Below are 12480 nucleotides of genomic sequence, written 5' to 3'. Positions count from 1 at the left end.
GGACATTATTTCGGTTTAAGCAAAGGTTCTGGAGTGACTGGACGATACCTTTTGGGAGAGTGCTCGTTCCTAGCTGGAGGCCACTCATTAAATGCCTTTAGATAGGGCGTTTTTTCCGTATAAACGGAAAATGGTAACGTAGTTCAGGGGGTGTCTTTCGGCATTAACCACGCTGTGGTCGGCCGACGGAAGAGGTTGAGGGTTGCAACGATGCCTAAGTCGCTAATGGTGGTTGAATCGCCCGCGAAAGCAAAGACCATCAATAAGTACCTCGGCAAGGACTTTAAGGTCGTCGCCTCAATGGGACACATTCGTGATCTACCGAAGAGTAAATTGGGTGTAGATATTGACGAGGGGTTCATTCCGGCGTACGAACCGATTCCTGGCCGAAAGAAGGTTATCAAGGAATTACGAGCGGCGGCTAAGAATGCTGTCCATATTTATGTAGCAACAGACCCGGATCGTGAGGGCGAGGCGATCGGTTGGCACCTGGCCAGTGAACTTGCCGGGAAGAAGCGTAAGATTCACAGGCTTACCTTCAACGAGATTACGAAGACTGCAATTCTTGAAGCACTCGAACACCCCGGTGACATTGATCAGAGAATGGTCGATGCGCAGCAGGCCCGTCGTGTCCTAGACCGCCTTGTTGGCTATAAGCTTAGCCCGCTCTTGTGGGACAAGGTGCGCCGCGGACTAAGCGCTGGTCGGGTGCAATCGGTGGCTTTGCGACTGATTTGTGATCGTGAGCAGGCGATCGAACGATTCCAGCCTGAAGAATACTGGCATATCTTCGCTAGGCTTGCAGCCGGTCAGCCACACGAGTTCGAGGCAAAACTAACAAAGCGGGACGGCGAAACGATCAAAGTCGGTAATGAAGGCGAATCGAAAGTAGTTCTCGAAGCTGTTGCCAACGAGCCATTTATCGTTGACAAGATCGCAACAAAGGAGCGCAAGAAGAGCGCAGCCCCACCGTTCATAACAAGCAAGCTCCAACAGGCATCGAAAATGCCGGTGAAGCGGACGATGATGATTGCTCAGCAACTCTACGAAGGTATCGAGTTGCCTGACGATGGGTCCGTCGGGCTCATTACCTACATGCGGACTGATTCAACTCGTGTCTCGTCCCAGGCGATCGAGGACGTTCGTACCCATATCGCGCAGGTATTCGGTGACGATTACTTACCGAAGACACCGAATACCTTTCGTGCGAAAACCGGCGCTCAGGATGCTCATGAGGCGATACGACCAACTTCAATGCGGTATGACCCCGAGACGGTTAAGGAGCATCTGACACGTGAGCAGTACTCGCTATACCGGATGATCTGGAACCGATTTGTCGCGTCTCAGATGCCTCCTGCTCGATTCGACGACACCACTGTTGATATCGGCGCCGGTCTTTATACCTTCCGGGTAAAGGGATCAGTGCTGAAATTTAAGGGCTGGATGGCCGCCCACGATCTGAACGCTGAGGAGAACGCGACTGAGGGGAATGGCCAGAAAAGTAACGAACCTGGGGACGACATTCTGTCTGGCGCCTTACCGGTGATGCAGCAAGGAGAACAGTTAGAACTTAAACAGCTCCGTCCCGAGCAAAAATTTACGCAACCACCGCCACGGTTCAGTGAGGCAACGCTCGTGAAGGAACTTGAAGAGAATGGCATCGGTCGACCTAGCACGTATGCGGCGATCATTGGGGTGTTACAGACGCGGGAATACGTCGCGAAAATTGAAGGGCGGTTTAAGCCAACTGGTCTCGGCAAACTAGTGACGGAACTACTTGCTAAGAGTTTTGATGACATCCTCGACGTCGAGTACACGAAGGACTTGGAAGATTCACTGGACAAGATTGAAGATGGTAAGGCCGATTATCGCGGCACCATCGAGAATTTCTATGGAAAATTTAGTGCTGACCTAAGTCAGGCGGCCGAATCGATGCCAAACATCAAGGTCGAGGGCTTGCCAAGTGACGAGGTCTGTGACAAGTGCAATTCCCCGATGATTAAGAAGGTCGGTCGCTTTGGTCTCTTCCTTGCGTGCAGTAGCTATCCAGATTTCCAACTGACGCCGGTCGCGAGAAAGTATTTGGCGGAACGGGCCCGGAGCGGCTCTTCGATGAAACTTGGCCGTATTGGGCCACGCCAGTTGCTCGCACTGGAAACGTTGGCCGAAGCCAAGAAGGGGTTGGCCCAATCGGTGCTTCTCAAACACGCCGTAGCGGGGGCGACGTTGCAGCGTTTGGTTGTTCGGGGCTTGCTGCAGGTCGAAGGTCAGTGCCAGAACACCCGTGAACTCGAGAATGGCGATGCCGGGCAGGATGAAGTGGATGAGACCTGTGAGAACTGCGGTAAGGATATGGTCGTCAAGAGGGGACGCTTTGGCCAGTTTCTGGCTTGTTCTGGATATCCAGATTGCAAAACGACGCGAAAACTCATTTCGACGAAGCAAGGCTTGGCAGCAGCCAAGCCGGACCAGATCCTTGATGAAAAATGCCCTCGCTGTGACTCAAATTTGATCATTAAGCAAGGAAGGTTTGGTGAATTCACGGCATGCACCAGCTATCCGGAGTGCCGCTACATTAAGCTGAAAAGTACCGGCGTCACGTGTCCGAACGACGGCGGTGACATCGTTGAGCGAAAATCCCGTCGAGGGAGGGCATTTTACGGATGTGCTAATTACCCGGACTGTGATTTCACACTCTGGAACAAACCACTATTGGAGTCCTGTCCGAAGTGCCAAGCGCCCTTCCTGACGGAGAAGGTGACTAAACGGCACGGTCGCCAGTTGCTCTGCCATAAGGATGAGTGCGACTACATCCGGTCTGAAGAACTTGCGGTTGTGTAGCGTGACACCTCTGGCGTGACCTGGCCTGTCGGCTGGTCACGCCGCTTGATCTAGGTTCCGATACTCTGCACGCGCAATTAGAAGAATCAGACATTTGGCAGATAGGTTGCAATTCGAAATCGTTTCATGATTCATGTGATTGGCGGCGGTTTGGCTGGTAGCGAGGCGGCTTGGCAAGCGGCTTCAATGGGTGTTGAGGTCAGACTGTATGAAATGCGTCCGGTTCGCTCAACTGCTGTTCATTCCACCGACCGCCTCGCTGAACTCGTGTGCAGTAATTCCTTCCGTGGTAATAAATTGGAAAACGCTGTCGGGCTTCTCAAGGAAGAAATGCGGCGGATGGGCTCCCTCGTGATTCGGACTGGGGACCGGACCCGGGTACCTGCAGGCACGGCGCTAGCTGTCGACCGTAAACTCTTTGCTGATGAAGTGACTGCGGCGGTGCAGGCGCACCCGCTGATTACAATAGACAGGACAGAGATTGAGGCGATTCCTAAGGGACTTACGCCGATGGAGCCGTCAATCATCGCGACCGGTCCGTTGACGTCTGAGCGCCTATCGGCCGATATCGCAGCGTTCGTTGGTGCCGATCATCTGTACTTTTACGATGCGATTAGTCCAATTGTGCTTGCCGAGACAATTGATTGGAAGCGTGTATTTCGGGCATCGAGGTGGGGACGCGACTCGGTTGAAACCTTATCCGTCACATCTTCTGATCAGCAATCCGGTGATTATGTGAACTGTCCACTAACGGCCGACGAGTACGGCCGCTTCTTCGAGGCCTTAACGAACGCAGAGTCAGCCACGGTTCACGATTTTGACCACACCAAATTTTTTGAGGGATGCCTTCCCATCGAGGTAATAGCCAGTCGCGGTCGTGATACCCTGCGGTTCGGGCCGATGAAGCCAGTCGGTCTTATCGATCCACACGGCGGCGGGCCTCCGCCCCACGCTGTTGTGCAACTCAGGCAGGACAACTTAGCTGGCGATCACTTCAGTCTCGTCGGCTTTCAGACCCAACTGAAGTGGGGTGAACAAGATCGTGTACTTCGTCTAATCCCCGGCCTAGAGCAGGCTGAATTCGTGCGATTCGGTATGATTCATCGCAATACGTATATCAACGCGCCCACGGTTCTACGGCAGACTTGGCAAGCGCGTCAACGTGAGGACCTTTTCTTTGCCGGACAGTTGTCAGGGGTCGAGGGATACGTTGAGAGTGCGGCATCTGGCCTAATGGCCGGATTAAACGCCGCCGCTATCGTGCAGCGTCGGGAACCACTCGTTGCCCCTCGGACCACGGCGCTGGGGGCACTTGCATACTACGTGTCGCACGCCGTTCCTAGCGACTACCAGCCGACCAATATTGCTTTCGGTATCATGCCGCTACTGGCTAAGGCGCCGCGGCGAAGGGCCGCACGCCGTCTAGCCACCGCCGAGCGGGCACTTCGGGATTTAGGTGTGTGGCGGTCTGAAGTTGGACTTGAATGCGATGCTCAGTCAACTCAAAGCTTTTCTTGAATATTTGCGGTTGAATCGCAATCTTTCGGTGCATACCGTCCGCGCTTACGAGAGCGATCTGAATCAGTTCATCTGTTTTAGAGCGAAGGTGCTCAGACGGTCTGCTGATCAAGTACCCCTCAGCGACTTTGACCGGTATGCTGTCCGGGAGTTCTTGGCAGAACTGTATAAACGAGGCCTATCGGGAAAATCTCAGGCCAGAAAGCTCTCCGCGATTAAGATGTTTGGACAGTATCTTCAACGAGAGGAGCAAATCGACGAGGATCCGGTCAAGAGCATCATTAGTCCCAAGCTAGTGAGAAAGCTTCCAGCCCATCTTGAGGTGAACGAGATGGCACAACTTTTGGGCATGCCTGATACAAAGTCGTGGCGTGATCGTCGAGACAAAGCGATCCTCGAAGTGTTTTACGCGTCGGGTCTACGATTGAGTGAATTGGTTGGGCTTGACGTTGAACACCTTGACCTCAGCGAACGCCTGGTACGTGTCAAAGGTAAGGGCGGGCGGGAACGAGAGGTGCCGTTCAACCAATTTGCGGCGAAAGCCGTTCAAGATTACCTAGACCATCCCGAACGAAAAAAAGTGATTAAGAAGGCGAAGTTGTTACCGGTATCGCGTCGCGCGGTGCGACCCGTGCGTGTTCGAGAGAACCCTTTGTTCATAAATTATCGTGGCCATCGACTATCGACACGTAGTGTTGACCGCCTCGTGCGTCGCTATGTCAAAGCTTGGGCGGTAAAGATGGGTGAGGACCCTAAAGAGTTTAAGCACATCAGTCCGCATGCGTTGCGCCATTCATTTGCCACGCATTTGCTGGCGCGGGGTATGAATCTGCGGGCCATTCAGGAGTTGCTAGGGCACGAGGAGTTGGACACAACGCAGATATACACGAACCTCACTGACGACCACCGAACGATGGTCTACAGGAAGTCTCACCCAAGGGCGTAACCACCCGTCTCGCTTGTCGAAGGTTACTTGCGCTTACTCTCCGAAGTGTTCTGCAGAGTTTCCCACTCATGCATGAGGTCGCCGATCTCCCACATGAGCGCTTGGTGTTCTGCGACTAGGGTGTTCGCTGATTTTGGTTCTTTGTAGAAATCTGGCTGGCTCATTGTTACTTCAAGCTTCTTGAGAGCAGCTTCCCGGTCATTGATTTCCTGTTCAATCGCGGTCACGCGGCGGTGCTGGGCTTCGACAGCGCGCTGCTGCCGTTTGCGAACGTCTGCTGCTAGCCGACGGCGTTTACGAGCATCCGCTGGTGCGCGTTTCTGATCAGCAACCTTGGTCTTACCGGTGACCTCCTGTGTGGATTGTTTGATTGGCCTTGTGGTCGACGTTTTGTTTATCGCGATCCGTTGGGTTCGATTCCAGCAAAACTCCTCGTAAGTTCCTGGGTAGACTAACGCCTCACCCTGGCCGACTTCGATAATCTGGGTTGCTAGCCGATCCACAAAGTAGCGGTCGTGCGACACGAATATCAAGGTGCCATCAAAAGCCATAAGTGCTTCGAGAAGCACATCCGTGGAATCGATATCGAGATGGTTCGTCGGTTCGTCGAGGAGTAATGTATTAGCTGGGTGCAATAGCATTCGCGCCACCGCTAACCGCGTTCGTTCGCCACCAGACAGAACTCCGACCCGCTTATAAACGTCGTCCTCCGAGAAAAGAAATGCCCCGAGGATGTTACGAATCGCGGGCACAGCGTCAAGCGGTGCTCCAGCGACCAACGTGTCATGAACCGTCAGTGTCGGCTTGAGTTGGCTGGCTTCGTCCTGTGCAAAATACTGCATGGTGAGCTGGTGGCCCTCGGTTCGGGAACCTGTGTCAGGTGACTCGACCCCAGCTAGAAGCCGCATCAGTGTTGATTTACCAGACCCGTTTGGCCCGACGAGCGCGATTCGACTACCGCGCTCGATCAACAAATCGAATGGACGGAGGACTTCAGTGCTGCTATAGGTCTTACTCGCGCCCGTCAACGTGATCACGCTACGGCCGCTCTTACGGCAATTGGGAAACTTAAAGTGCACGACTTTTCGCTCGGGTGGCACTTCAATCGTTACGATTTTGCTAAGCATTTTTATACGACTCTGTACTTGCGCGGCCTTCGTTGCTTGGTAGCGAAACCGGTCCACGAATTGGCGGACTCGCGCGATCTCGTCCTCCTGTCGACGCTTTGCTTCTCGGAGACGTGCGAGGCGAGCATCCCGTTCACCGATGTAGGTGCTGTAAGTACCGGGATAGTCAGTGAGAGTCTTCAGGCTAATCTCGGTGATCCGGGTAACGACAGCATCGAGAAAGAAGCGGTCGTGTGAGACGAGCATTACGGCGTGCGGATACCCGGACAGATAGGTTTCGAGCCAGTTGCGTGCCTCCAAATCAAGATGATTCGTCGGCTCATCGAGCAGAAGTAAATTAGGGCGTCCGAGCAGAAGGGTGGCCAGGGCGATACGCATCTGCCACCCACCAGAGAACGTGTGGCTTTGACGTTTTCCATCTTCCTTCGTGAACCCTAATCCGCGAAGAATCGTCTCAACTCGTTGATCAAGTGCATAACCATCCTGGCGCTCAAAGGCTTCCTGTGCCTCACTGTAGCGTTCCAGTAAACGTGGGTGTTCAGCTGCTGGTACTGACGCATCGCCTAGCTGGTTCTCAAGGCCGCGCATTTCTCGCTTCAAGTTAAGGAGTTGCTGCTGACCACGCTTAACTTCGTCGACAACGGTTCGGCCTGAGTGTACAAGGCCATCTTGGGGAAGATACCCGACCGTCAACCCGTTCGGCCTGACGACACGTCCCGTGTCAGGGTCCTCGGAGCCAGCCATCATTTTCAGCAGAGTGGTCTTTCCAGCGCCGTTCGGCCCGCAGAGGCCTACCCGATCGCCAGGACCTAATTGCCAAGTGACTTCCTGAAGTAGTGTACGGGCGCCGAAACCTTTTGAGATGGCAGAAAGATGAATCATGACTAGTCGCTATCTGTGGTGCGACCGCGCAGGGCTGACGGGACTCCTCGTTGGTCAGGAGATCATGTTACCAGAATAGATAACCCTATGATTTAAATGGGTTTACATTCTCCAGGCTGCGATTTGAGGAGCTGGTCGTCGACTGCTTGCGTCCGATCACCGACCGTTAAGACCAATCTTGCGTCTAATATATGGAGTGGGAGGGGTGCGCGTATGTGTTCCGTTCAGTTTATGACGGTAAATGGAGTGTGGGGTCTACGAGGATGTTTGGTGCGCTAATGGCCTGGACCGACGAGGAATTGGTGTCCCGCTCGGTTCGTGGTGACCACGATAGTTTTAACCAACTCGTGGTCCGCTGGCAGAGACCAATTTACGCTTTGGCCTACCGAGTGATTGGACACGAAGAGGACGCACGGGATGTATGCCAGGAGACCTTTCTTCGGGCATTCCGCGGTATTAAGGGTTTTAAGGGAGAGGCGAAGTTTTCATCTTGGCTGTACCGGATTGCGCTCAATCTTTGCCGCGACAAGAATCGTAGTGCCCAACGGTCACCGCTAAATAAGGTGTCGGACGACGTCGACGTGCTTGACCTGGCACCGGCTGATGTAGCTGGTAGTTCGCTTGAAGACCAGGTTGGCTGGAGTGAGTTGGGTAGTGAAATCTCCCGGGCAATGATGACAATTCCGGATGAACAGCGCACAGCGATCGTCTTGAAGGAATATCAGGGTTTCACCTTTCGGGAGATTGCTGATTTCCAGGGTTGTCCGGTGAGCACGGTAAAGACGAGGGTGTATCAGGGGCTCACTCGCCTCCGACAGGAGCTTGAGTCCCGAGGGATTGACCGTGTGGCGACGTTTCCGTCACGAGCCCCGGACGCAGGGATGCGGCAGAGAATGAGGAGAGTGACATGATGGATAATCGGCACGACGACATCTGTAACGACAAGCCGTTGCTGGTGAGCTATCTCTACGACGAGTGTGGTTTGGATGAACGCGAACGTGTTGAGGCTCACCTCGCGGTGTGTGCACCATGCCGCGACGAGCTCCAAACGCTGACGGGTGTAAGAGGTCGCCTCGTGGACTGGACACCACCTGAATCGGCGCCGGACTTCCGTGTGGTTCCGGCTGATGCGGTGGCTGTGCCGCGCAGCCGGCCGTGGACCCTCTGGCAGGCAGCGCCGGTCTGGTCGTTGGCTGCTGTCCTTGTTTTGGTGGTTGTCACCTTGGTCGCGAATCTCGAAATCCGATATGGAGACGACGGACTAGTCGTGCGTTCCGCGTGGTCTGACGGCGTTCTCTCATCTGAGCCAACCCAGAGTGGTACGGAAGCAATATGGCACGCCGAACTGGCCGCGCTTGAATCTGAGCTACGGCGAGATTTTGAAACGTTCAGTTCTGGTGCGCTGCCCCAAACGAGCGAGACTATCGGTTCTGAAGTGAGTGAGGAATCGGTCCTTGTTCGTGTTCAGCGGCTGATCGAGGAGAGTGAACGCCGACAGCAGCGCGAATTAGCGCAGCGCTTTGCGGTGCTTTTGCGTGAGGCTGATGCGCAGCGGCAGGCCGACCTGGTCCGTATCGATCAACAAATGGACCGACATCAACACCTGTTCGATGCTGAAGTAGTGCAACACGGCGAACTCATGGATTATTTAGTGCGGGTGTCGTCCGGACGCTAGTTGTGGGAGGTGCACCTTGAAAACCATGATCTGTCTTGTCTTGATCTTAGTTGCGACCAGTGTTTCGTCGCAGGCCCAGCCGTCATCGGAGGTTGCGGCTGGAAGGGCAGACTCTAGTCAGTTGCGATACCAGTTGCGAGTCGTGGAGCGGGCGTTTGAAGAGGCAGTTGAGCATAGCGCACGGAATTTCGCGTCAAGGATGGAGGAATCGACGCCCGGGGCCGCACGATTTATGGGGAATACAGGGGCTCATGGTTTTAGATTAGACGGCTACGGTCTATTCTTCGACGTGCAGATACCGGTGCTGCGACGTAGTCTCTCTTGGGTGTTTCGCCACTTGAATCGACGACGCGATGAGCTTGGACCCACGCTGCAATCGTTGCGGGAACATGTGCGTTCGTTGGGTAACGTGGACGTGCGGGACTCGCTTGAGGAGGCTCTCCAGAGTTTAGAGTCGCTAGTTGGTCACCCGCTGCCACCGCCATCGCCACCGCCACCTGATGTCGACCCGAGCGAGGTGTACGCGATGGAGATTCGGGACGCGCTCGCTAATGCAATGTTGGACTACACTGACTCACTGCCGCTGGCGGCGAACGAGTGGCTGACCGTAGCCACTACGTCCAGTGGCAACCGCGGTGACTCGCCGACCGACCTACCAAGGGGTCTTGGGCTGATGCTGCGGGTGCGCGGGAATGTTCTTATCGCTCTCAGGCAGGGGGAAATAGCTAGGAGCGAAGCGCTGAGCCGGATCGAGTACTCAGAATTCTGATCTACAAGTTTCATGCAATACGTTTATCGGACCTCTCGTGTCTTGCAAGGGACTCTGCTAAGCCTTGTCCTCACCGTGGTGGGTTTTCTTTCCGGATGCGGAGGAGAGCCGCTCGATGTTACCAGCGAGTTACTCGTCACCGACGTAACGACAGGTTGGTTCGATAGTGGTATCCAACCGGATGGAAGGAATAAACTCGTCCCGCAGGTATCGTTTCAACTGAAGAACGGTGCACAGAACCGGATCTCAATTGTGACTGTCATGGGGGTCTTTCGGGTCATGGAGGACGTGCAGGAGTTGGGAAGCTCTACGGTGATGGCGATAAGTTCTGAGGGACTACCGGTCGGTGATTCAACCCAACCGATTGTGATGCGTGCGCGGCTTGGTTACGCGAGTACTGAACCCAGGCTCCAAATGCTGCAGCACCGGTTGTTCGTGGACGCGAAAGTCGAATTATTCGCCAAGCATCGCGGCTCTCAGTGGCTCCAAATTGGGGAATATGTCATCGACAGACAACTGTTGACGGATTGAAGTCCACGCCGTCACGCATGCTGACATATTTGCCGTAAAGTACACTAGGTGCGTGAGGCTCGTGCTGGCGGCTGGCTTGTAACGTTGACACTCTTTTCCTCCATTCGGTAGACTCGCGCCGTTGGTGTCCCGGTACTTTCTCAACCGCCGATTCTAGGACACGGCTGTTTCCCAAGCTCAAGATGCATCACAGCACGACAGTTCTCGCGGTACGACATGAAGGCCGAACTGTCTTGGCCGGTGATGGCCAGGTCACTTTTGGCCAGACAGTTGTTAAGCAAAGTGCCAGGAAGATACGCCGTCTCTACAACGACCGAGTTCTTGCGGGCTTTGCCGGTTCAGCTGCCGATTCATTCGCGCTGTTTGCCAGGTTCGAAACCAAGCTCGACCAATATCGTGGCAACCTTGAACGGTCAGCAGTTGAACTTGCCAAGGACTGGCGTACGGATCGCGTGTTGCGCCGACTGGAAGCGATGTTAGTTGTTGCAGACAAGGATTCGACGTTCCTGCTGTCGGGTACCGGAGATCTGATAGAGCCGGATGATGGCATTGTCGCTATCGGTTCTGGTGGGCCCTATGCGCTCGCGGCTGCCAAGGCACTGGCTGGACACACGAACCTCGATGCACGCCAGATCGCCGAAGCGGCAATGCGAATCGCCGCCGGAATCTGTGTGTACACGAATGACTCGATTTCAGTTGAGGAAGTGTAATAGTTCTTGATGGGGATGTTTCGTGGTCGTTGAATTCCACTGATGCCAATCTATCTGCCCAAAACTACCGTCTCTACGGCTGATTCGCTAACACCGCGCCAGATCGTTGCCGAACTCGACAAATTTGTTGTCGGGCAGGCCCAGGCTAAGCGCGCGGTCGCGGTCGCGCTTCGGAACCGAATGCGACGGCAGAAACTCTCGCCAGAACTGGCTGAGGAGGTTGCACCCAAGAACATTCTTATGATTGGTCCAACGGGTGTTGGCAAGACCGAAATTGCCAGACGTTTGGCCCGTTTGGCACAATCGCCGTTCATAAAGGTTGAAGCATCGAAGTTTACCGAGGTCGGCTACGTGGGCCGTGATGTCGAGTCCATGGTGCGTGATCTCACTGAGCTTGCCGTCGATATGGTCCGTGACGAGCGGCTGGTCGAGGTTAGAGAGCGCGCCAAGCAAAACGCTGAGGAACGGGTGCTCGATCTACTGCTGCCACCGATCGAACCTACGGGTAATAGCGATGAAGTGAACGCGGCACGTGAACAGGTGCGCCGGACACGTGAGAAATTTCGCGAGCAACTCAGGGATGGCCAGCTTGACAATCGACGTCTTGAGGTTGATGTCCGTGACAAGTCGTTTCCGTCATTTGAAGTAATAGCGGGCTCGTCGGTCGAAGAAATCGATATCAATGTCAAAGACATGTTGCCAGGGTTGTTTCAAGGGCGTAGCCGTAAGCGAAGCATGCCTGTGCCTGAAGCTCTGGAGTATCTAGTGCAGGAGGAAGAGCAGAAGCTCGTCGACATGGAATCGGTCGGGTGTTCAGCCGTTGAGCGGGTTGAACAGGCTGGCATCATTTTCATTGATGAGATCGACAAGATTGCCGGGCACGAGGGCAAGCATGGGCCTGATGTGAGCCGGGAAGGTGTGCAACGCGATGTCTTGCCGATTGTCGAAGGCACGACAGTTAATACAAAGCACGGCATTGTACGAACCGACCACATTTTGTTTATAGCGGCCGGCGCGTTTCACGTCGCGAAACCCTCGGACCTTATTCCAGAATTACAAGGCCGGTTTCCGATTCGTGTCGAGCTTCAGGCGCTCGGTACGGAGGAGTTCGTCCGAATCCTTACTGAGCCGCGAGGAGCACTGATCAAGCAGTACATGGCTCTTTTGGCAACTGAGGGACTCGAGTTGAGTTTTGAACCCGACGCAGTGGACCGCGTGGCCGAATTGGCAACCCTAGTCAACGAACGTGCAGAGAATATCGGGGCACGTCGGTTACACACGGTGATGGAGAAGCTCCTCGATGAAATCTCGTTTGAGGCACCTGATATGGCTGAAACATCGATTACGATCGACGCGGCCTACGTCGATCGGATGCTGGCGGAAATCGTTAAGGACGAAGACCTCACCCGATACATCTTGTGAGTCAAATCCGGTACCCTCGCACGGTGGTCATATTCCTTCTGGTCCTAGTCACAGCAGTG

At 54.5% G+C, this 12480-nt stretch carries 10 protein-coding genes; 9 read left to right on the top strand and 1 reads right to left on the bottom strand.

Going from position 1 to position 12480, the window contains the following annotated elements; genetic code table 11:
* Positions 1-210: 210 nt before the first annotated feature.
* The 3 genes from topA to QGH09_03260 all read left to right on the top strand — a co-directional run bounded on the left by topA (position 211) and on the right by QGH09_03260 (position 5305).
* Positions 211-2841 carry a type I DNA topoisomerase gene (topA, locus tag QGH09_03270; protein HJO17206.1) on the top strand — a complete coding sequence of 877 codons (2631 nt, stop codon included), beginning with the start codon at positions 211-213 and terminating at the stop codon, positions 2839-2841.
* Positions 2842-2967: 126 nt separating this feature from the next.
* A complete protein-coding gene (gene trmFO / locus QGH09_03265; protein HJO17205.1) occupies positions 2968-4359 on the top strand; it encodes a methylenetetrahydrofolate--tRNA-(uracil(54)-C(5))-methyltransferase (FADH(2)-oxidizing) TrmFO in 1392 nt (463 codons plus the stop codon).
* Complete coding sequence (locus QGH09_03260) at positions 4331-5305, top strand: tyrosine recombinase XerC (GenBank protein ID HJO17204.1); 975 nt, start codon at positions 4331-4333, stop codon at positions 5303-5305. The genes trmFO and QGH09_03260 overlap by 29 nt, the downstream gene beginning before the upstream one ends.
* 23 nt (positions 5306-5328) lie before the next feature.
* On the opposite strand, the gene QGH09_03255 is transcribed toward QGH09_03260, so the two are convergent.
* Positions 5329-7314: an ABC-F family ATP-binding cassette domain-containing protein gene (locus QGH09_03255; GenBank protein ID HJO17203.1), complete on the bottom strand. Its 1986-nt coding sequence runs from the start codon at positions 7312-7314 to the stop codon at positions 5329-5331.
* Positions 7315-7529: 215 nt separating this feature from the next.
* Here QGH09_03255 and QGH09_03250 point away from each other — a divergent pair, with 215 nt between their 5' ends.
* The 6 genes from QGH09_03250 to hslU all read left to right on the top strand — a co-directional run bounded on the left by QGH09_03250 (position 7530) and on the right by hslU (position 12421).
* Complete coding sequence (locus QGH09_03250) at positions 7530-8225, top strand: sigma-70 family RNA polymerase sigma factor (GenBank protein HJO17202.1); 696 nt, start codon at positions 7530-7532, stop codon at positions 8223-8225.
* Positions 8222-8989, top strand: a complete 768-nt coding sequence (locus tag QGH09_03245) for a zf-HC2 domain-containing protein (GenBank protein HJO17201.1) — start codon at positions 8222-8224, stop codon at positions 8987-8989. The genes QGH09_03250 and QGH09_03245 overlap by 4 nt, the downstream gene beginning before the upstream one ends.
* 16 nt (positions 8990-9005) lie before the next feature.
* Positions 9006-9758 (top strand): hypothetical protein, encoded by a 753-nt coding sequence (locus QGH09_03240; GenBank protein ID HJO17200.1) that lies wholly within the window; start codon positions 9006-9008, stop codon positions 9756-9758.
* A gap of 12 nt (positions 9759-9770) precedes the next feature.
* Entirely contained in the window at positions 9771-10289 is a 519-nt protein-coding gene (locus QGH09_03235) for a hypothetical protein (GenBank protein ID HJO17199.1), read from the top strand.
* Positions 10290-10471: 182 nt separating this feature from the next.
* Positions 10472-10999, top strand: a complete 528-nt coding sequence (gene hslV / locus QGH09_03230; GenBank protein ID HJO17198.1) for an ATP-dependent protease subunit HslV — start codon at positions 10472-10474, stop codon at positions 10997-10999.
* A gap of 42 nt (positions 11000-11041) precedes the next feature.
* On the top strand, positions 11042-12421 hold the full coding sequence (hslU, locus tag QGH09_03225) for an ATP-dependent protease ATPase subunit HslU (GenBank protein ID HJO17197.1): 1380 nt from the start codon (positions 11042-11044) through the stop codon (positions 12419-12421).
* Positions 12422-12480: the final 59 nt, after the last annotated feature.

Source organism: Vicinamibacterales bacterium, from assembly GCA_036012125.1.
GTDB lineage: Bacteria > Acidobacteriota > Vicinamibacteria > Vicinamibacterales > UBA823 > UBA11600.
This window is presented reverse-complemented; position numbering and strand designations above follow the sequence as displayed.

Coding starts and splice junctions, on each gene's coding strand:
- QGH09_03245 (HJO17201.1), top strand. CDS start 8,222: ATGATGGATAATCGGCACGACGACATCTGTAACGACAAGCCGTTGCTG.
- QGH09_03255 (HJO17203.1), bottom strand. CDS start 7,314: ATGATTCATCTTTCTGCCATCTCAAAAGGTTTCGGCGCCCGTACACTA.
- trmFO (HJO17205.1), top strand. CDS start 2,968: ATGATTCATGTGATTGGCGGCGGTTTGGCTGGTAGCGAGGCGGCTTGG.
- topA (HJO17206.1), top strand. CDS start 211: ATGCCTAAGTCGCTAATGGTGGTTGAATCGCCCGCGAAAGCAAAGACC.
- QGH09_03235 (HJO17199.1), top strand. CDS start 9,771: ATGCAATACGTTTATCGGACCTCTCGTGTCTTGCAAGGGACTCTGCTA.
- hslV (HJO17198.1), top strand. CDS start 10,472: ATGCATCACAGCACGACAGTTCTCGCGGTACGACATGAAGGCCGAACT.
- hslU (HJO17197.1), top strand. CDS start 11,042: ATGCCAATCTATCTGCCCAAAACTACCGTCTCTACGGCTGATTCGCTA.
- QGH09_03260 (HJO17204.1), top strand. CDS start 4,331: ATGCTCAGTCAACTCAAAGCTTTTCTTGAATATTTGCGGTTGAATCGC.